The 20,213-nt window shown below is 64.7% G+C and carries 18 protein-coding genes and 2 tRNA genes; 10 read left to right on the forward strand and 10 right to left on the reverse strand.

The window, feature by feature from the left end; all coding sequences use genetic code 11:
* Positions 1-3: 3 nt before the first annotated feature.
* The 6 genes from PSTAB_RS16045 to ychF all read left to right on the forward strand — a co-directional run bounded on the left by PSTAB_RS16045 (position 4) and on the right by ychF (position 3,700).
* Positions 4-78: transfer RNA gene (locus PSTAB_RS16045), tRNA-Gln, on the forward strand.
* A 47-nt stretch (positions 79-125) separates the two neighbouring features.
* Positions 126-200: transfer RNA gene (locus PSTAB_RS16050), tRNA-Gln, on the forward strand.
* A gap of 78 nt (positions 201-278) precedes the next feature.
* The gene (locus tag PSTAB_RS16055; RefSeq protein ID WP_003294564.1) at positions 279-1,220 is read left to right on the forward strand and encodes a ribose-phosphate pyrophosphokinase; all 942 of its coding nucleotides are present in this window, start codon (positions 279-281) and stop codon (positions 1,218-1,220) included.
* A gap of 119 nt (positions 1,221-1,339) precedes the next feature.
* Positions 1,340-1,957 carry a 50S ribosomal protein L25/general stress protein Ctc gene (locus PSTAB_RS16060; protein WP_013983773.1) on the forward strand — a complete coding sequence of 206 codons (618 nt, stop codon included), beginning with the start codon at positions 1,340-1,342 and terminating at the stop codon, positions 1,955-1,957.
* Between the two features lie 33 nt (positions 1,958-1,990).
* A complete protein-coding gene (gene pth, locus PSTAB_RS16065) occupies positions 1,991-2,575 on the forward strand; it encodes an aminoacyl-tRNA hydrolase (RefSeq protein ID WP_041771816.1) in 585 nt (194 codons plus the stop codon).
* Between the two features lie 24 nt (positions 2,576-2,599).
* Positions 2,600-3,700, forward strand: a complete 1,101-nt coding sequence (gene ychF, locus PSTAB_RS16070; protein WP_013983775.1) for a redox-regulated ATPase YchF — start codon at positions 2,600-2,602, stop codon at positions 3,698-3,700.
* 64 nt (positions 3,701-3,764) lie between these two features.
* Here ychF and PSTAB_RS16075 read toward each other — a convergent pair whose 3' ends face one another.
* The 10 genes from PSTAB_RS16075 to PSTAB_RS16120 all read right to left on the reverse strand — a co-directional run bounded on the left by PSTAB_RS16075 (position 3,765) and on the right by PSTAB_RS16120 (position 14,164).
* Complete coding sequence (locus tag PSTAB_RS16075; RefSeq protein ID WP_013983776.1) at positions 3,765-3,962, reverse strand: hypothetical protein; 198 nt, start codon at positions 3,960-3,962, stop codon at positions 3,765-3,767.
* Between the two features lie 105 nt (positions 3,963-4,067).
* A complete protein-coding gene (locus PSTAB_RS16080) occupies positions 4,068-5,075 on the reverse strand; it encodes a branched-chain amino acid ABC transporter permease (protein ID WP_013983777.1) in 1,008 nt (335 codons plus the stop codon).
* Positions 5,076-5,077: 2 nt separating this feature from the next.
* The gene (locus PSTAB_RS16085) at positions 5,078-5,965 is read right to left on the reverse strand and encodes a branched-chain amino acid ABC transporter permease (protein ID WP_013983778.1); all 888 of its coding nucleotides are present in this window, start codon (positions 5,963-5,965) and stop codon (positions 5,078-5,080) included.
* Between the two features lie 69 nt (positions 5,966-6,034).
* A complete protein-coding gene (locus tag PSTAB_RS16090; RefSeq protein WP_041771818.1) occupies positions 6,035-7,252 on the reverse strand; it encodes an ABC transporter substrate-binding protein in 1,218 nt (405 codons plus the stop codon).
* 76 nt (positions 7,253-7,328) lie between these two features.
* On the reverse strand, positions 7,329-8,045 hold the full coding sequence (locus PSTAB_RS16095; protein ID WP_013983780.1) for an ABC transporter ATP-binding protein: 717 nt from the start codon (positions 8,043-8,045) through the stop codon (positions 7,329-7,331).
* The gene (locus PSTAB_RS16100) at positions 8,042-8,818 is read right to left on the reverse strand and encodes an ABC transporter ATP-binding protein (protein WP_041771819.1); all 777 of its coding nucleotides are present in this window, start codon (positions 8,816-8,818) and stop codon (positions 8,042-8,044) included. Before PSTAB_RS16100 ends, PSTAB_RS16095 begins: the two co-directional genes overlap by 4 nt.
* A 319-nt stretch (positions 8,819-9,137) precedes the next feature.
* Positions 9,138-10,412: an OprD family porin gene (locus tag PSTAB_RS16105; RefSeq protein ID WP_013983782.1), complete on the reverse strand. Its 1,275-nt coding sequence runs from the start codon at positions 10,410-10,412 to the stop codon at positions 9,138-9,140.
* 103 nt (positions 10,413-10,515) lie between these two features.
* Complete coding sequence (locus PSTAB_RS16110) at positions 10,516-11,121, reverse strand: peroxidase-related enzyme (RefSeq protein WP_013983783.1); 606 nt, start codon at positions 11,119-11,121, stop codon at positions 10,516-10,518.
* Positions 11,122-11,178: 57 nt separating this feature from the next.
* On the reverse strand, positions 11,179-12,861 hold the full coding sequence (locus PSTAB_RS16115) for an AMP-binding protein (protein WP_013983784.1): 1,683 nt from the start codon (positions 12,859-12,861) through the stop codon (positions 11,179-11,181).
* Positions 12,862-13,141: 280 nt separating this feature from the next.
* Positions 13,142-14,164 carry an apurinic/apyrimidinic endonuclease family protein gene (locus PSTAB_RS16120; RefSeq protein ID WP_013983785.1) on the reverse strand — a complete coding sequence of 341 codons (1,023 nt, stop codon included), beginning with the start codon at positions 14,162-14,164 and terminating at the stop codon, positions 13,142-13,144.
* Between the two features lie 319 nt (positions 14,165-14,483).
* On the opposite strand from PSTAB_RS16120, the gene PSTAB_RS16125 reads away from it, so the two are divergent.
* The 4 genes from PSTAB_RS16125 (at position 14,484) to PSTAB_RS16140 (ending at position 20,131) form a co-directional block, all read left to right on the forward strand.
* Positions 14,484-15,647 carry an isovaleryl-CoA dehydrogenase gene (locus tag PSTAB_RS16125; RefSeq protein ID WP_011914286.1) on the forward strand — a complete coding sequence of 388 codons (1,164 nt, stop codon included), beginning with the start codon at positions 14,484-14,486 and terminating at the stop codon, positions 15,645-15,647.
* 111 nt (positions 15,648-15,758) lie between these two features.
* Complete coding sequence (locus tag PSTAB_RS16130) at positions 15,759-17,366, forward strand: carboxyl transferase domain-containing protein (protein ID WP_011914287.1); 1,608 nt, start codon at positions 15,759-15,761, stop codon at positions 17,364-17,366.
* Positions 17,367-17,423: 57 nt separating this feature from the next.
* A complete protein-coding gene (locus PSTAB_RS16135) occupies positions 17,424-18,221 on the forward strand; it encodes a gamma-carboxygeranoyl-CoA hydratase (protein WP_041771981.1) in 798 nt (265 codons plus the stop codon).
* Positions 18,221-20,131: an acetyl/propionyl/methylcrotonyl-CoA carboxylase subunit alpha gene (locus tag PSTAB_RS16140; protein ID WP_013983788.1), complete on the forward strand. Its 1,911-nt coding sequence runs from the start codon at positions 18,221-18,223 to the stop codon at positions 20,129-20,131. The genes PSTAB_RS16135 and PSTAB_RS16140 overlap by 1 nt, the downstream gene beginning before the upstream one ends.
* Positions 20,132-20,213 lie beyond the last annotated feature (82 nt).

A 20,213-nucleotide genomic window follows, 5' to 3' on the forward strand; every position in this document is an offset into this window, starting at 1 on the left:
TACAGGGGCGTCGCCAAGCGGTAAGGCACCAGGTTTTGATCCTGGCATGCGTTGGTTCGAATCCAGCCGCCCCTGCCATAACCTTCCAAGGTTCGTACGATCAGCGCACTAGAAGTTGACCCTACAGGGGCGTCGCCAAGCGGTAAGGCACCAGGTTTTGATCCTGGCATGCGTTGGTTCGAATCCAGCCGCCCCTGCCATACACTTGAAGCTGTTCAAGAGCTCGCCTTTTGAACAGCTTTTTATTCATCGGACCCACCCTCAGGCAGGTACTGCGCGTGTCCAAGATGATGGTCTTCACGGGGAACGCCAACCCCGATCTGGCCCGGCGTGTCGTACGTCAGCTGCATATCCCCCTCGGTGATGCCTACGTCGGAAAGTTTTCCGACGGTGAAATCAGTGTCGAGATCAACGAGAACGTTCGCGGCAAGGACGTCTTTCTGATTCAGCCGACCTGCGCGCCGACCAACGACAACCTGATGGAACTGGTGGTGCTGGCCGATGCCTTCCGCCGCTCCTCGGCTTCGCGCATCACCGCCGTGATCCCCTACTTCGGCTATGCCCGTCAGGATCGCCGTCCGCGTTCGGCCCGTGTGCCGATCAGCGCCAAGGTCGTGGCCGACATGCTCGACGTCGTCGGCGTCAACCGCGTCCTGACCGTCGACCTGCACGCCGACCAGATCCAGGGCTTCTTCGACATGCCGGTAGACAACATCTACGGCTCGCCGGTCCTGGTCGACGACATCCAGGCACAGCGCTTCGAGAACCTGATGATCGTCTCCCCCGACATCGGTGGTGTGGTCCGCGCCCGTGCCGTGGCCAAGTCCCTCGGCGTCGACCTGGCGATCATCGACAAGCGTCGCCCGAAGGCCAACCAGTCCGAAGTGATGCACATCATCGGTGACATCGAAGGCCGTACCTGCATCCTCGTCGACGACATGGTCGACACCGCCGGCACCCTGTGCCATGCAGCCAAGGCGCTGAAGGACCATGGCGCTGCCAAGGTCTACGCCTACTGCACGCACCCGATCCTGTCCGGCCGCGCCATCGAGAACATCGAAGGCTCCGTGCTCGACGAGCTGGTGGTGACCAACACCATCCCGCTGTCGGCCGCCGCACAGTCCTGCACCCGAATTCGCCAACTGGACATCGCGCCAGTGGTGGCTGAAGCGGTACGCCGCATCAGCAATGCCGAATCGATCAGCGCGATGTTCCGCTAAGCGTAAGCTGCGGAAATCGAACTGAACGTAATGTGCCCCGCCTCGCGCGGGGCTTTTTGCCCAACAGCCCGAGCGCTGGTCGCAAGCGCGACGGGTAATGTTGTTACTGGAGAAACGAAATGACCGATTTCACCCTGAATGCCCAAGTGCGTTCCGACCTGGGGAAAGGTGCGAGCCGCCGCCTGCGTCGTAACGCTGCCCTGGTTCCGGCCGTCATCTATGGTGGCGACAAGGCCCCGCAGTCCATCAGCATCCTGGCCAAAGATCTGGCCAAGCTGCTGGAAAACGAAGCCTCCTTCAGCCACGTGCTGAGCCTGAACGTCGACGGCCAGAACGAATCCGTTCTGATCAAGGCGCTGCAGCGTCATCCGGCCAAGAGCTTCGTTCTGCACGCCGACTTCGTTCGCGTCGTTGCCGGCCACAAGCTGACCGCTACCGTTCCCCTGCACTTCATCAACCAGGAAACCTCGGTTGGCGTGAAGCAGCAAGGCGGCGAGATCCTGCACAACCTGAACGAAGTCGAAGTTTCCTGCCTGCCGCAAGACCTGCCGGAATTCATCGAAGTCGACATGGCCAACGTCGAAGTCGGCCAGGTTCTGCACATGACCGACATCAAGCTGCCGAAAGGCGTTGAGCTGGTTTCCCTGGCCCACGGCAGCGACCTGCCGGTTGCCAACGTTCACGCCCCGCGCGTGAGCAAGGAAGACGCTCCGAAAGAAGAAGGCGCTGCCGAGTAATCCACTCGTCTAGCCGAAGAAGGGGCCCCCGTCGTGACTGCCGTAAAACTGATCGTCGGCCTGGGAAATCCAGGCCCTGAATACGACCAGACCCGGCATAACGCGGGGGCCCTTTTCGTTGAGCGTTTGGCAGCCCGCGAGGGCGTCTCGCTCAGCAGCGATCGCAAGTACTTCGGCCTGGTCGGCAAGTTCAGCCATCAGGGTGAAGACATCCGCCTGCTCATCCCCACCACCTACATGAACCGCAGCGGTCAGGCGGTGGCGGCACTGGCCGGCTTTTTCCGAATTCCTCCCGAGTCCATCCTGGTCGCCCACGATGAACTCGACATGCCCCCCGGCGTCGCCAAGCTCAAGCAGGGCGGCGGTCATGGCGGGCACAACGGGCTGCGCGACATCATCGCCAAGCTCGGCAACCAGAACGGCTTTCATCGCCTGCGCCTGGGTATCGGCCATCCGGGCCACGCCAGCCTGGTCAGTGGCTACGTGCTGGGGCGGGCGCCGCAGGCCGAGCGCGAGAAGCTCGACGCCAGCATCGACTTCGCACTGGATGTCGTGCCGGAAATCCTGGCCGGCGACTGGACCCGCGCGATGCAGCGCCTGCACAGCCAGAAGGCCTGAACCTAACTCCGAGGCAAGATCACCATGGGATTCAACTGCGGCATCGTCGGTCTGCCCAACGTCGGCAAGTCCACCCTGTTCAACGCCCTGACCAAGTCCGGCATCGCGGCGGAGAACTTCCCCTTCTGCACCATCGAGCCGAACAGCGGCATCGTGCCGATGCCCGATCCGCGTCTCGACGCGCTGGCGGCCATCGTCAAGCCGGAGCGGGTGATCCCGACCACCATGGAGTTCGTCGACATCGCCGGCCTGGTCGCCGGCGCGTCCAAGGGTGAAGGCCTGGGCAACAAGTTCCTCGCCAATATCCGCGAGACGGATGCGATTGCACATGTGGTGCGCTGCTTCGAAGACGAGAACGTCATCCACGTCGCCAACAGCGTCGATCCCAAGCGCGACATCGAGATCATCGACCTCGAGCTGATCATGGCCGACCTCGACAGCTGCGAGAAGCAGCTGCAGCGCGTCGCCCGAACCGCCAAGGGCGGTGACAAGGAAGCGGTGGCGCAGAAGGCGCTGCTGGAGAAGCTGATCCCGCACCTCACCGAAGGCAAGCCGGCCCGCTCCCTGCTGAAGCACTTCAGCGACGAGGAAAAGCGCCTGGCCCGTACCTTCCACCTGCTGACCACCAAGCCGGTGATGTACATCGCCAACGTCGCCGAGGACGGCTTCGAGAACAATCCGCACCTGGACGTGGTCAACGCCATCGCCGAGGAAGAAGGCGCCATCGTCGTGCCGGTCTGCAACAAGATCGAGGCCGAGATCGCCGAGCTGGACGATCTGGAAGAGATGCAGATGTTCCTCGAGACCATGGGCATGGACGAGCCGGGCCTGAACCGCGTGATCCGCGCCGGCTACGAACTACTCAATCTGCAGACCTACTTCACCGCCGGGGTGAAGGAAGTTCGCGCCTGGACCGTCAAGGTCGGCGCCACGGCGCCGCAGGCCGCCGCCGTGATCCATACCGACTTCGAGAAGGGCTTCATCCGCGCCGAAGTCATCGCCTACGACGACTTCATCCAGTACAAGGGCGAAGCCGGCGCCAAGGAAGCCGGCAAGTGGCGCCTGGAAGGCAAGGAATACATCGTCAAGGACGGCGACGTGATGCACTTCCGCTTTAACGTCTGAGCACGCTCGACGCTCGCCTGAAGGCCCCGACTCGTCGGGGCCTTTTCGTTTCCGCCTGAGCCGGTTACAGCGGCCCCGGGTCGGGAACTGGCTCTGGTGGCGGCGCGACTTTCTCCAGCTGTTCGAGGACTTCTTCCGGCAGCTCCTCCGGGGCATCCAGCTCGGTGTCGCTTTCGGCATCGTCCAGATCGTTGAGCGGCGATTCGTCGGCGCGCCAGGGCCAGGCGCGATGGGGATGGGTCAAGTGTTCGCTGGCAAGCATGGTCGTGTCTCCCGGTGAGGCCTGGAAGATTAGGCAGGCATCCACGCGCAGGGTTCGCGGCAGCTGCATCGCCAGGCGGCGCGCCGCTGCCGCGTGCGTATCTCGCTACTTGAAGTTGCGCTTCACCAGCCGCTCCAGCCAGCCGACGATGCCGGAGCGGAACAGCAGCACGCAGAGCACGAAGATCACGCCGAGAATCACGTGCACCCATTCGCCCAGCGGTCCATTGGACAGGTAGCTCTGCAGCGTCACCACCACCGTGGCGCCCACCAGCGGGCCGAGGATGGTGCCGACCCCGCCGAGCAGGGTCATCAGGATCACCTCGCCCGACATGTGCCAGTGCGCGTCGGTCAGCGAGGCCAGCTGGAACACCACGGTCTTGGTCGAGCCGGCCAGCCCCGCCAGCGCCGCCGAGATGACGAAGGCCAGCAGCTTGTGCCGATCGACGTTGTAGCCCAGCGACACGGCGCGCGGTTCGTTCTCGCGGATGGCCTTGAGCACCTGACCGTACGGGGAGTGGATGGTGCGCTGGATGATGGCGAAGCCGAGGACGAACACCGCCAGCACGAAGTAGTACATCGCCAAGTTGTTCTTCATGTCGACAAGGCCGAACAGGTGCCCGCGCGGCACACCCTGCAGGCCGTTCTCGCCGCCGGTGAACGGCGCCTGGACGAAGACGAAGAACACCAACTGCGCCAGCGCCAGGGTGATCATCGCGAAATAGATGCCCTGCCTGCGGATCGCCAGCATGCCGAACAGCGCACCGAGCACCGTCGAGGCCAGGGTGCCGGCGAGAATACCCAGTTCGGTACTGAGCCCGCTGTAGCTGCTCAGCATGTAGCCTGTGATGTAGCCGCCGGTGGCGAAGAACGCCGCATGGCCGAAGGACAGCAGGCCCGCGTAGCCCAGCAGCAGGTTGAAGGCGCAGGCGAACAGCGCGAAGCACAGCAGCTTCATCAGGAACACCGGGTACACCGCCAGCGGCGCCAGCAGCGCGATCACCAGCAGCACCGCATAGAAGATCTTCTGCCGCCGCGCCGCCGCATGCCGGCGCTCACGCACCACACTTGCCTGCAGCACCGAGGCCGCCTGGGTATTGGCCGTATTCGTCATGCTCATGCCTCCTTCCCGAAGAGTCCCGCAGGACGAATCAACAACACCGCCACCATGACCAGAAACACCACGGTATTGGCCGCTTCCGGATAGAAGACCTTGGTCAGCCCTTCGATCAGGCCCATGGCCACACCGGTGACGATGGCGCCGAGGATCGAGCCCATGCCGCCGATCACCACCACGGCGAACACCACGATCAGCAGATTCGAGCCCATGCCCGGCGTCACCGCGTAGATCGGCGCCGCCAGCACGCCGGCGAAGGCCGCCAGGGCCACGCCATAGCCGTAGGTCAGGGTCACCAGCAGCGGTACGTTGATGCCGAAGCCCTGCATCAGCTTGGGGTTCTCCGTGCCGGCACGCAGATACGAGCCCAGGCGGGTGCGTTCGATGACGTACCAGGTCGCCAGGCACACCACCAGCGCGGCGACGATCACCCAGGCGCGGTAGGTCGGCAGGAACATGAAGCCGAGGTTGAAGCCGCCGCGCAGCAGTTCCGGCATCGGGTAGGACGAGCCGGACACCCCGAACAGCTTGACGAAGCTGCCCTCGACGATCAGCGCCAGACCGAAGGTCAGCAGCAGCCCGTAGAGATGGTCCTCATTGGCGATGCGCCGCAGCAGCCCGCGCTCGATGGCCATGCCGAGGCAGCCCACCAGCAGCGGCGACAGCACCAGTGCGACCCAGTAGCTCACGCCCAGGTAGTTCAGCCCGAGGAAGGCGACGAAGGCGCCCAGCATGTACTGCGCGCCGTGGGCGAAGTTGATGATGCGCAGCAGCCCGAAGATGATCGCCAGGCCCAGGCTCAGCAGCGCGTAGAACGCCCCGTTGATGAGGCCGAGCAGCAGCTGCCCGAGCAGCACGCTCAGAGGAACGCCGAATACGAGAGTCATGGTTCACCACCCAAAGGAAGTCCGTGGCACCCGGCCGCCGCCGGCCGGGTGATGGCGCGGATCAGCCGGTCAGTCCTTGGCGACCAGCTTGGTGCACTGGCTTTCGGCCAACGGCCGGTAGGCCTGGTCGCCGGGGATGGTGCTGACGATCTTGTACAGGTCCCATTCGCCCTTGGACTCGGCCGGTGTCTTGACCTGCACCAGGTACATGTCGTGCACCATGCGGCCGTCCTCGCGAATCTGCCCACCCTTGGCGAACATGTCGTTGACCGGGGTCTTGGCCATCTGTGCACGCACCGCCACGGTTTCGTCGGTGCCGGCGGCCTTCACCGCGTTCAGGTAGTGGGTGGTCGCCGAGTAGATGCCGGCATGCACCATGGTCGGCATGCGCTTGGTGCGCTCGTAGTAGCGCTGGGCCCAGGCGCGGGTCTCCTCGTTCATGTCCCAGTACCAGCCGGTGGTGAGCATCAGGCCCTGGGTCACTTCCAGGCCCATGGCGTGGATGTCGTTGAGGAACACCACCATGCCGGCGAGCTTCTGCCCGGACTGGGTGACGCCGAACTCGCTGGCGGTCTTCAGCGAGTTGACGGTATCGGCGCCGGCGTTGGCCAGGGCGATCACCTCTGCGCCGGAGCCCTGGGCCTGCAGCATGTAGGAGGAGAAATCGCTGCTGGGGAACGGATGGCGAACCTTGCCGACGATGCTGCCGCCATCACCTTCCACCACCTTGGTGATGTCGGCTTCCATGGCGTGGCCGAAGGCATAGTCGGCAGTGAGGATGTACCAGCTCTTGCCGCCATCGGCGAGCACCGCCTTCGCCGTGCCGTTGGCCAGCGCGTAGGTGTCGTAGGTCCAGTGGATATGGTTTGGCGAGCAGAACTCGTTGGTGATGCTGGAGGCCGCCGCGCCGGAGATCAGCGCCAGCTTGCCGCCCTGCTCCACCACCTTGCTCGCCGCCAGCACCACGGAGCTGGCGACCATGCCGGTCACCATGTCGACGTTGCGCTCGTCGATCCACTGGCGCACGGTGTTGGCGCCGACGTCCGGCTTGTTCAGGTCATCGGCATGGAAGACGACGATCTTCTTGCCGTCGACCGTGCCGCCGAAATCCTCCACCGCCATCTTCAGCGCCTCCAGGCCGCCGGGGCCGGAGAGGTCGCGGTAGGTACCGGACATGTCGGCCAGATAGCCGATACGGATTTCGTCGTTGCTGATCTCGGCCTGGGCGGCCGTGGCGATCAGGGAAGCAGCCAGGATGGCGCTTGCGCGCTTGCGGAAAAAGCTCATGTAGTCACCACTCTCGATTGTTTTTGTTGTGGTTCGGGCCGGCATCCACTGCGGCCGGTTTACAGCTTCCTGGGGCTCACACCCCGAGACAGGAATTGAGGAACTCCTTTTTCGAATCCAGGTCGGCCGCCTCGATCTCTTCGATGATGCGGCCGTGCTCCATCACGTAATGACGGTCGGCCAATGGCGCGGCGAAACGGAAGTTCTGCTCTACCAGGACGATGGTCAGGCCGCGCTGCTTGAGCTTGATCAGCACCTCGCCGAGCTTCTGCACGATGACCGGCGCCAGGCCTTCGGTGATCTCGTCGAGCAGCAGCAGGTTGGCGCCGGTGCGCAGGATGCGCGCCATGGCCAGCATCTGCTGCTCGCCGCCGGAGAGCCGCGTGCCCTGGCTGAAACGACGCTCATACAGGTTGGGAAACATTTCGTAGAGCTCGTCCAGGCTCATGCCGCCGCTGCGCACCGTGGGCGGCAGCAGCAGGTTCTCCTCGACGCTCAGGCTGGCGAAGATGCCCCGCTCTTCCGGGCAATAGCCGACGCCCAGCCGTGGAATCTGGTGGGCCGGCATGCCGATGGTCTCGTTGCCGTTGACCACGATGGAGCCGGTGCGGCGCCCGACCATGTTCATGATCGCCCGCAGCGTGGTGGTGCGCCCGGCGCCGTTGCGCCCGAGCAGCGTCACCAGCTCGCCGCGGCCAACCACCAGATCGACACCGTGAAGGATGTGCGACTCGCCGTAAAAGGCATGAAGGTCGCTGATGCGCAGCTGATCGCGATCCATGGGTGGATTCATGCGTGCGCCTCCTCGAGTGTCGCGGCTTCGCTGCCGAGATAGGCTTCGCGCACCTGCGGGTTGGCCGAAACGCTTTCGTAATCGCCCTCGGCGAGCACCGAGCCACGCGCCAGCACAGTGATGCGATCGCACAGGCGGCTGACCACGCTGAGGTTGTGCTCGACCATCAGCACCGTGCGGTTGGCCGCGGCCTTGCGCACCAGTTCGACGACCATGTCCACGTCTTCGCTGCCCATACCCTGGGTCGGTTCGTCGAGCAGCAGCACGAAGGGGTCGAGCGCCAGGGTGGTGGCCAGCTCCAGCGCGCGCTTGCGGCCGTAGGGCAGCTCGACGGCGAGGGTCTGGGCGAAGGATTGCAGGTCCACTTCGGCGAGCAGCTGCATCACCTGATCGTCCAGCTCGCGCAGGCTGCGTTCGGACTTCCAGAAGTGGAAGGAGGTGCCCATCTTCTGCTGCAGCGCGACGCGCACGTTCTCCAGCACGCTCATGTGGCCGAACACTGCGGATATCTGGAACGAGCGCACCAGGCCGAGCCGGGCGATCTCGTTGGCCTTCATCGAGGTGATGTTCTTGCCGCGATAAAGGATCTCGCCGCGAGTGGGCGTGAGGAATTTGGTGAGCAGGTTGAATACGGTGGTCTTGCCGGCCCCGTTGGGACCGATAAGCGCATGGATATGACCCTGACGGACCTTCAGATCGACGGAATCCACGGCGGTGAATCCGCGGAATTCCTTGGTCAGGCCGCGCGTTTCCAGCACAAACTCTGGTTCCATGGGGTGCCCTCTAACCTTGATTGTTGTTGTTGGTTATGGCGCAGGTCGCTGCATGACCTTTACGTAAACGATAACAATCGGTTTCCGCAAACGGCAAGTGGCTTTTTCAAACAGGTGATTGAGCGATAAAAGCGTGCAGTTTGCAGGCAAATAGCCAGCATCGAATCACATCGAGAGCAGTTACCCCTAGGCGCACATTTTCCTGTTCGCCCCGTTCGCGGAGCACTGGAAAGCCGAAGGCAGCGTCTCTAATCACGCGAAAAAGCCGGGCCTGTGCGGCCCGGAAATTCCAACGAGGAGGTTCACTGCGGCGTTGCGGTTACCACAACGGCAGGCTGTAGCTGACGATGACGCGGTTTTCGTCCATATCGCTCTGGAAGTTGCTGCGGGTGGTGGCATTGCGCAGCTTGAGACCGAGGTTCTTCAGCGGGCCGCTCTGGATGACATAGGCGATATCGGTGTTGCGCTCCCAGGTCTTGCCTTCGCTGGCGCCGACACCGCGGTCGACGTTGTCACCCGAGACGTAACGGGTCATCAGCGTCAGCCCAGGGATGCCCATGGCAGCGAAGTCGTAGTCGTAGCGGACCTGCCAGGAACGCTCGTCCTCGTTGCCGAAGTCGTTGATCTGCAGCAGGTTGATCAGCGCGTTATCGCCCCCGGCGACGTAGGCGAAACCGGTGTCGCCGCGCATGTGCTGATAGCCACCGGTGAAGCCGTGGCCGCCGTGCCTGTAGGTGAACAGTGCGCCGAACGCATCGTTGTCGACATTGCTGCCGCCATCGTCGCTCGAGCGCACGAAGCGCAGGTCGGTCTTGAAACTCTGCTTGTCGCCGAGCGGCAGTACATGGATCAGGTTGAAGTTGTGCTGGTCGTAAATGCCATCCAGCCCACCGTAGTAGTAGCTGGTGGCCAGCTGCGGCGACCAGTCGTAGCGACCACCGGCGAAGAGGAACTCGTCGCTGGTAGTTCCGCCACTGCCGAAGGTAATGTTGCGCCGGCCGCCGTTGAAGACGGTCATTTCCTCGTTGTCCGAAGAGTCGCGCTGGTTGACCCGGTCCAGCTTGCCCAGGTCCAGCGTCAGACCGCTGACCTCCTTGCTCTGCAGCCAGGCACCACGGTAGGTCTGTGGCAGCAGACGGCTGTCGTTGCGCATCAGCACGGGCAGCACCGGCTGCAGGGTGCCGACGTGCAGGGTGGTGGCTGACAGCTTGGCCTTTGCCGTCAGGCCGGCCGAGCCGTAATCGTCCTGGGCGCGGTTAGGCGCGTTGCGATCACGCTGCAGGATGCCGGTGCCGGTACGGTCCGGACTCGAATCGAGCTTCACGCCCAGCAGCCCGACGGCGTCCAGGCCGAAGCCGACCGGTCCTTCGGTGTAGCCGGATTCCATCTTCAGGATGAAGCCCTGGGCCCACTCCTCGGCCTTGGACTGAGTGGCGCCCGATTGCCGGAAGTCGCGGTTCATATAGAAGTTGCGCAGTTCGACAGCGGCCTTGCTGTCTTCGATGAAAGCGGCCGAGGCCACGTTCGATGCACCGAGGGCGATGGCCGCGATGCTGGCGGACAGGACGGTTCGGCTTGCTGGTTTCAGTTGCATAGCTTTCTCTCTTGTTGTTGTGATCGTTGATGCAGCTGTTGAGTCCGGCTGCGAACTGCCCGGGCTCGGATTACCACGTCATGCGGTAATGCGGTGCTCGCGCTCAGCGCGCGGGGCTCCTGGGCACGCGGCCCAGCAGATAGAACTCGTCGTTGGGCGGGGTCCGTGCCATGGACACCAGGCGGTTGGAGAGGCCGAACAGTCCGGCGATAGCGCCGATGTCCCAGATGTCATCGAGGCTGAAACCCTGAGCCTCCAGGCGTGCCTGCCAGGCGTCGTCCAGCACGCCACGGCCGGCGGCCAGGTGCAGGGCGAAGTCGAGCATGGTGCGCTGGCGTTCGGAGATCGGCGCGGTGCGGTAATTGACGGCGATCTGGTCCGCCAGCTGCGCGTCCTTGGCGAGGATGCGCAGGATCGCGCCATGGGCGACCACGCAATACAGGCAGCCGTGGTCGGCGCTGACCGCGACCACGATCATCTCCTTCTCGGCCTGGGTCAGGCTGTCGGCTTCGCGCTCCATCAGCGCATCGTGATAGGCGAAGAAGGCGCGAAACTCCGCCGGCCGATGGGCCAGCATGAGAAACACGTTGGGAATGAAACCGGCCTTTTCCTGCACGGCGAGAATCCGCTCGCGCAGATCGCAGGGCAGTGTGTCGAGGCTGTCGGGCAGCGGAAAACGGCTGATCGACTGAGTAGTAGGCAGCGCCATGGAAAGCTCCATTTCGGATGAGCGAATGGCCGGCCGGGCGAACCCGGCCGGTGCCGGTCAGTGCTGTTCGCTGATGCCCAGCTCGACCACGCTGATCTCGCGCATGCGGAACTTCTGGACCTTGCCGCTGATGGTCATCGGGAAGTCGTCGACGAACTTGATGTGCCGCGGCGTCTTGAAGTGGGCAATGCGGCCCTTGCAGAACTCGCGCAGCGCCTCGGCCTCGACCTGATGGCCCGGGTGCAGCTTGACCCAGGCGACGATCTCCTCGCCGAACTTGCTGTCCGGCACGCCGATCACCTGCACGTCGGCCACCGCCGGGTGGGTGAAGAGGAATTCCTCGATCTCGCGCGGGTACACGTTTTCGCCGCCGCGGATGATCATGTCCTTGTTGCGGCCGACGATCTTGATGTAACCCTCGTCGTCCATCACCGCGAGGTCGCCAGTGTGCATCCAGCGCGCGCCGTCGATGGCCTCGCGGGTGGCATCCGGGTTGTTCCAGTAGCCGAGCATCACGCTGTAGCCGCGGGTGCACAGTTCGCCGATCTGCCCGCGCGGCACAACCGCGCCGTGCTCGTCGACGATCTTGCTTTCCAGGTGCGGCTGGGTGCGGCCGACGCTGGTGACGCGGCGTTCCAGGTCGTCATCGGCACTGGTCTGGGTCGAGACCGGGCTGGTTTCGGTCATGCCGTAGGCAATCTGCATTTCGGCCAGGTGCATGTCGTCGATGACGCGCTTCATCACCTCGATCGGGCAGGTGGAGCCGGCCATGATGCCGGTGCGCAGGCTGCTCAGGTCCAGCGACTGGCGCTCCGGATGGTCGAGCATGGCGATGAACATGGTCGGCACGCCGTACATGCCGGTGGCCTTTTCCTCGGCCGCAGCCTGCAACGCGGCCAGCGGCTCGAAGGCGGCGCTCGGGTAGATCATGGTGGTGCCGTGGGTGACGCAGCCGAGGTTGCCCATGACCATGCCGAAGCAGTGGTACAGCGGCACCGGGATCACCAGGCGGTCGTGCTCGGTCAGCCTGAGGCTCTCGCCGACCATGTAGCCGTTGTTGAGGATGTTGTAGTGGCTGAGCGTGGCGCCCTTGGGGAAGCCCGTGGTGCCGGAGGTGTACTGGATGTTGATGGGGTCGTCGAACTGCAGGCGCTCGCCGCACTGGCGCAACTGCTCGGGACCGACCTGCTCGGCCATCTCCATCAGCGCCTGCCACTGCAGCATGCCGTCCACCGGCTTGTCGCACAGGCTGATCACCCCGCGCAGCTCGGGCAGCATATGGCTTTGCAGGGCCCCGACGGCGGCGCTTTCCAGCTCCGGCAGCAGCTCGTGGAGCATGGCGTGGTAATCGGACGTCTTGAAGGCATCGGCGCAGATCAGCCAGCGGCAGCCGGACTGTTTCAAGGCGTACTCGAGTTCGCTGAGGCGGTAGGCGGGATTGATGTTGACCAGCACCACGCCGATCTTCGCCGTGGCGAACTGGGTGATGCACCACTGGGCATTGTTCGGTGACCAGATGCCCACTCGTTCGCCAGCTTGCAGTCCGAGGGCCAGCAGGCCACGCGCGCAACGGTCCACCGCCTCCGCCAGTTCCGCCCAGGTGTAACGCAGCTGCTGATGGCGCACCACCAGGGCCTCACGCTGGGGGAAGCGCTCCACGGTACGATCGAACGCCGCGCCGATGGTCATGGGCAACAGGGGTTTGCTCTGCGGTCCGCAGGTATAGCTCGGAAGACTCATGACGATTTCCTCAGTCTTATGTTTGTTATGAGGCGTACTCGCAAGGGCGCTGGCGCTGCTGACAGTCACCCTAGGCCACGATTACGTTAACGTAAAGGTAACTAAGTGACAACATGTCGCGGAGTAGGCGAAAGTCGAGGGCGCGAGAAGGCAAATAGCCAGTATCCAGCGGTGTGGCGCGAGGGCGTTGCGGGTCAGATCAGACGGCCATGGCATGCCTGGATGCAGGCAATCGCGGCACGGATTCAGGAGCTTCGCAATGATGCCGCGCGCTCCCCCATCACGCGCATTCGCACTGGTACTCGTGATGGAAGTCCAGCGCAGCGAGGTTCTTGTCCTTGGCTTCGAGCATGATGTCGAAGCGATCCAGAAACTGAAACGCATAGCGATTCGTCCAGCGGTTCCACATGCGCTTGCTGTGCGCATAGAGGTCGCGCTTGCTGACCTGCTCCAGCAACTCGGGGATTTCCAGCTTCCGCTCCGGGGCGAAGCCCAGCTCCATCAGGCGCTCCGGCGGCTGCGAGTAATGCATGGTCGGCCGCACGCCGCGCCAGCTTTCCAGGATGCGCTCGATGCGCGGGTCGTCCGGCTCGATGTGGCGGTCCTCGTGAATCCAGCAGTGATGGATGTCCAGCACCACCGGCGCGAGGTCCGCGAGACCCAGACAGTCGTCCAGGCCATAGGTCTTTTCGTCGTTCTCGAAGGTGATGCACTGGCGCGCCTCGGCCGACAGCCGCGGCCAAACGGCACGCACGCCCTCGGCGCCGAGCCGCCCGGCGATATGCAGGTTGCACTTGAAGTCCTGGAAGCGCCGGCCATAACCCATCATGCGGATCATGTCGGCGTGGTACTCGAATTCCGCCAGGCTGTTCTCCACCACCTGCGGCTTGTCCGACCCCAGCACGCAGTACTGGCCGGGATGCATCGACAGGCGGATGTCGTGGGCCCGCGCCAGCTCGCCGATCGCGGCGAAACCCGCCTCGAGGCGATTCCGTATCTCGGTGCGGCGATAAAACGGCGCGATCTCGGCATGACTGTAGAACGGCAGCAGGTCGCTGGACAGCCGCAACATGCGCAGCATCGGCGGCAACGTCGCGACGTATTCGAGCAATACCCGCTGGGCGTTCAGGTTGTGCTCGACGATCTCCTCGAGCTTCGCTTCGGCCGCCTCGCGCCCCGCCGAGGCCATCCAGCGCAGCGTGGTGCTGCGCGGGTTGAAGGTGCGCTCGATGCGCTCCAGTTCCTTCAGCGAGAGGCTCTGTTGCGGATGGCGATACATGCAGGCGAAGCCGATACGGGGCATGGATTCCTCGTGGATGACAGGCCGGCGCTCCGACCATTGCCTGTTTAGTCCCGCCCGCGCCGAGCCGAGTGCCCGACCGCCGACGAAACACCACCCGCGGCATCCATGGCCGGCGGCACCGCCCTTGCCGTGCACCTATGCTTGCAGAACGCCGCCCGCTGGCATGTTGACAGACCGCCGGCGGACCTTTACGTTAACGTAAAGTAGCGAGCAGCCAGTTCCCGAAGCCGCTCAGGCTGCGACCGGAGCGCCGGCCGGAACCCGCCGGATGCACGAATTCTCTGAACACAGAACAATTACAAGACAAGCAGGTGGCCCCATGAACTACTCCAGCCTCAATTTCGCCCTCGGTGAAACCATCGACATGCTGCGCGAGCAGGTCCAGGCCTTCGTCGCCGCCGAGCTGGCGCCGCGCGCCGAGGCCATCGACCAGGACAACCTGTTCCCGGCCGACATGTGGAAGAAATTCGGCGAGATGGGTCTGCTCGGCGTCACCGTCTCCGAGGAATACGGCGGCGCCGGCCTTGGCTACCTGGCCCACGTGGTGGCGATGGAAGAGATCAGCCGCGGCTCGGCCTCGGTCGCCCTTTCCTACGGCGCCCACTCAAACCTGTGCGTCAACCAGATCAACCGCAACGGCAACCCCGAGCAGAAGGCCCGCTACCTGCCCAAGCTGATCAGCGGCGAACACGTCGGCGCGCTGGCCATGAGCGAGCCGAATGCCGGTTCCGACGTGGTATCCATGAAGCTGCGCGCAGAAAAGCGCGGCGACCGCTACGTGCTCAACGGCAGCAAGACCTGGATCACCAATGGCCCGGACGCCAACACCTATGTGATCTACGCCAAGACCGACCTGGACAAGGGTCCGCACGGCATCACCGCCTTCATCGTCGAGCGCGACTGGAAAGGTTTCTCCCGCGGCAACAAGTTCGACAAGCTCGGCATGCGTGGCTCCAACACCTGCGAGCTGTTCTTCGATGACGTCGAGGTGCCGCAAGAGAACGTGCTGGGCGTCGAGAACGGCGGCGTCAAGGTGCTGATGAGCGGCCTGGATTACGAGCGCGTGGTACTGGCCGGCGGCCCGACCGGGATCATGCAGGCCTGCCTCGACGTGGTGGTGCCCTACATCCACGACCGCAAGCAGTTCGGTCAGAGCATCGGCGAGTTCCAGTTCATTCAGGGCAAGGTGGCGGACATGTACACCCAGCTCAACGCCAGCCGTGCCTATCTCTACGCCGTCGCCCAGGCCTGCGACCGTGGCGAGACCACCCGCAAGGACGCCGCCGGGGTGATCCTCTATACCGCCGAAAACGCCACGCAGATGGCCCTGCAGGCGATCCAGATCCTCGGTGGCAACGGCTATATCAACGAATTCCCCACCGGCCGCCTGCTGCGTGACGCCAAGCTCTACGAGATCGGCGCCGGCACCAGCGAGATCCGCCGGATGCTGATCGGACGCGAGCTGTTCAACGAATCCAGGTGAGCTGCGGGCGGAACAACGCCCAACCCTCGTAGGGTGGAAAACCGCGAAGCGTTTTCCACCGCAGTCGGTGGATGGCAGAGCCATCCATGATGGAATTGAACGGAGCCAACCATGGCCATCCTGCACACCCAGATCAATACCCGTTCGCCAGAGTTCGCCGCCAACAGCGCGGCGATGCTCGAACAGGTGAACAACCTGCGCGCCCTGCTCGGCCGCGTCAGCGAAGGCGGCGGCGCCACCGCCCAGCAGCGCCATGTCTCACGCGGCAAGCTCCTGGTGCGCGAGCGCATCGATACCCTGCTCGACGCCGGCTCGGCCTTTCTCGAACTCGCGCCGCTGGCCGCCCATGAGGTCTATGGCGAAGACGTCGCCGCTGCCGGCGTGGTCGCCGGTATCGGCCGCGTCGAAGGCGTCGAGTGCATGATCATCGCCAACGACGCCACCGTGAAAGGCGGCACCTACTACCCGCTGACGGTGAAGAAGCATCTGCGCGCGCAGACCGTCGCCCGCGAGAACCGCCTGCCCTGCATCTACCTGGTGGACTCCGGCGGCGCCAACCTGCCGCGACAGGACGAGGTGTTCCCGGACCGCGAGCACTTCGGCCGCATCTTCTTCAACCAGGCCAACATGAGCGCCATGGGCATCCCGCAGATCGCTGTGGTGATGGGCTCCTGCACTGCCGGCGGCGCCTACGTGCCAGCGATGGCCGACGAAACCATCATGGTGCGCAACCAGGCGACCATCTTTCTCGCCGGCCCGCCGCTGGTGAAGGCTGCCACCGGCGAAGTGGTAACCGCTGAGGAACTGGGCGGCGCCGACGTGCACTGCAAGACCTCGGGCGTCGCCGACCACTACGCCGAGAACGACGAGCACGCGCTTTCCATCGCCCGCCGCTGCGTGGCCAACCTCAACTGGCGCAAGCTCGGCCAGCTGCAGACCCGCGAACCGCGCGCACCGCTGTATGCCGCCGACGAGCTGTACGGCGTGATCCCGGCACAGGCCAAGCAGCCTTATGACGTGCGCGAAGTGATCGCACGGCTGGTGGACGGCAGCGAGTTCGATGAATTCAAGGCGCTATTCGGCACCACCCTGGTCTGCGGCTTCGCCCACCTGCACGGCTACCCGATCGCCATCCTCGCCAACAACGGCATCCTCTTCGCCGAGGCGGCGCAGAAAGGCGCGCACTTCATCGAACTGGCCTGCCAGCGCGGCATTCCGCTGCTGTTCCTGCAGAACATCACCGGTTTCATGGTCGGGCAGAAATACGAGGCCGGCGGCATCGCCAAGCACGGCGCCAAGCTGGTCACCGCGGTGGCCTGTGCCCAGGTGCCGAAGTTCACCGTGCTCATCGGCGGCAGCTTCGGTGCCGGCAACTACGGCATGTGCGGCCGCGCCTACGACCCGCGCTTCCTCTGGATGTGGCCCAACGCACGCATCGCCGTGATGGGTGGCGAACAGGCCGCCGGGGTGCTCGCCCAGGTCAAGCAGGAACAAAGCGAGCGCGCCGGCAAGAGCCTCGGCGACGATGAGGTGGCAGCTATCAAGCAGCCGATCCTCGAACAGTACGAGCGCCAGGGCCATCCCTATTACTCCAGCGCGCGGCTGTGGGACGACGGCGTGATCGACCCGGCGCAGACCCGCGAGGTGCTGGGGCTGGCGCTGTCCGCCGCGTTGAACGCGCCGATCGAGCCGACCCGCTTCGGCGTGTTCCGCATGTAATCCGTGCAGCCGGCAGCCGAGCGCGCCGGCGCCTGCAGTCGCATCGAGGATGCCGAGATGACCGATTTCCAGACCATCGAACTGAACAAAGACGCGCGCGGCGTGGCCACCCTCTGGCTCAACCGCGCGGACAAGAACAATGCCTTCGACGCCCAGGTGATCGGCGAACTGAACGCAGCGCTGGCCCAGGTGCAGGACGATGCGGGTATCCGCTTCCTCATCCTGCGCGGGCGCGGCAAGCACTTCTCCGCTGGCGCGGATCTGGGCTGGATGCGCGAGTCGGCCAAACTCGACTACCAGGCGAACCTGGCTGACGCCCACGAACTCGGCGAGCTGATGCAGCGCCTTTACCAGCTGCCGCAGCCGACCCTGGCCGTGGTACAGGGCGCGGCCTTTGGCGGCGCGCTGGGGCTGATCGCCTGCTGCGACATGGCCATCGGCGCCCGCGACGCACTGTTCTGCCTGTCGGAAGTTCGCATCGGCCTGGCGCCGGCGGTGATCAGCCCGTACGTGGTCAAGGCCATCGGCGAGCGCGCCACCCGCCGCTACGCGCTGACCGCCGAACGCTTCGACGGCACACGTGCCCGCGAACTTGGCCTGCTCGCAGAAACCTACCCGGCCAGCGAGCTGGACGCCGCGCTGGAGCAATGGGTCGACAACCTGCTGCTCAACAGCCCGCAGGCGCTCAAGGCCTGCAAGGACCTGCTGCTGGAAGTGGGCGATGGCGATTTCAGCGCCGACCTGCGCCAGACCACCGAACAGGCCATCGCGCGCCTGCGCACCAGCCCGGAAGGTCAGGAAGGCCTGAGCGCCTTTCTGGAAAAACGCACGCCCGCCTGGCAGGAGAAGAAGTGATGAATCGCCATATCGATACCCTGCTGGTCGCCAACCGCGGCGAGATCGCCTGCCGCGTGATGCGCACCGCCAAGGCCATGGGCCTGACCACCGTTGCGGTGCACAGCGCCATCGATGCCAGCGCGCGCCATGCCCGCGAGGCCGATATCCGCATCGACCTGGGCGGCGCCAAGCCGGCCGAGAGCTACCTGCGCATCGACAAGCTGATCGAGGCGGCCAAGGCCAGCGGCGCCCAGGCGATCCACCCGGGCTACGGCTTCCTCTCGGAGAACGCCGAGTTCGCCCGCGCCATCGAACAGGCCGGGCTGATCTTCCTCGGCCCGCCCGCCTCCGCTATCGACGCCATGGGCAGCAAGTCCGCCGCCAAGGCGCTGATGGAAGAAGCCGGCGTGCCGCTGGTGCCCGGCTACCACGGCGAAGCGCAGGACGTGGAAACCTTCCGTGCTGCCGCGGAAAAGATCGGCTACCCGGTGCTGCTCAAGGCCACCGCCGGTGGCGGCGGCAAGGGCATGAAGGTGGTCGAGCGCGAGGCGGACCTGGCCGAAGCACTGGCGTCCGCCCAGCGCGAGGCGCAGTCGTCGTTCGGTGACTCGCGCATGCTGGTCGAGAAATACGTGCTCAAGCCGCGCCATGTGGAAATCCAGGTCTTCGCCGACCAGCACGGCAACTGCCTGTACCTCAACGAGCGCGACTGCTCGATCCAGCGCCGCCATCAGAAGGTGGTCGAAGAGGCCCCTGCCCCCGGCCTGTCCCCCGAGCTGCGCCGTGCCATGGGCGAAGCCGCGGTGAAGGCGGCCAAGGCCATCGGCTACGTCGGCGCTGGCACCGTGGAATTCCTGCTGGATGCCCGTGGCGAATTCTTCTTCATGGAAATGAACACCCGTCTGCAGGTCGAGCACCCGGTCACGGAGGCCATCACCGGCCTCGACCTGGTCGCCTGGCAGATTCGCGTCGCCCGCGGCGAACCGCTGCCGATCAGCCAGGAGCAGGTGCCGCTGATCGGCCATGCGATCGAGGTACGGCTGTACGCCGAGGACCCGGACAACGATTTCCTTCCCGCCACCGGCACCCTCGAGCTCTACCGTGAAGCCGCGGATGGTCCGGGCCGTCGCGTCGACAGCGGCGTCGCCGAGGGCGATACGGTGTCGCCGTTCTACGATCCGATGCTCGGCAAGCTGATCGCCTGGGGCGAGAACCGCGAGGAAGCGCGCCTGCGCCTCTTGGCCATGCTCGACGAGACCGCCGTCGGCGGCGTGCGCACCAACCTCGCGTTTCTGCGCCGCGTCGTCGGCCATCGCGCCTTTGCCGAGGCCGAGCTGGATACCGGCTTTATCCCGCGCCACGAAAGCGAACTGCTGCGTCCGGCCGGCGAGCTGTCCGATGCCTTCTGGCAGCAGGCTGCCGAGTGCTTCGTACAGAGCGAGCCGACCTCGGTCCGCGACGACGATGCCCATTCGCCGTGGTCCAAGCGCAACGGGCTGCGTTTCGGCATGCCGGCGCAGGTCAGCCTGCATCTGCAGTGCAATGGCGAGAGCCACCGGCTGAAGGTCGACCCGGCAGCGCCGCGGCAGAACGTCCGCAAGCCCAGGGCGATCCGCCAGGGCGATGCACTGTACCTGCAGTGGAACGGCGAATGGCTGGCCGTGCGCGCCTTCGACCCCATCGCCGAAGCCGAGGCCAGCCACCAGCATCACGGCGGCCTGACCGCGCCAATGAACGGCAGTATCGTGCGTGTACTGGTGGAGGCCGGTCAGCATGTCGAAGCCGGTACCGCGCTGATCGTGCTGGAAGCGATGAAGATGGAACACAGCATCCGCAGCGCCCAGGCTGGCGTAGTCAAGAGCCTGTTCTGCAACGAAGGCGAAATGGTCAGCGAAGGCGCGGTGCTGCTGGAGATGGAAGAGGCCTGAAGGATGCACAGGGTGGTGGCTTCGCCGTTGTCCACCCTACGCACGAACGCAAGGCCTTAGGGTGGAAAACGCCGCAGGCTTT

Source organism: Stutzerimonas stutzeri (assembly GCF_000219605.1).
Classification (GTDB): Bacteria; Pseudomonadota; Gammaproteobacteria; order Pseudomonadales; family Pseudomonadaceae; genus Stutzerimonas; species Stutzerimonas stutzeri.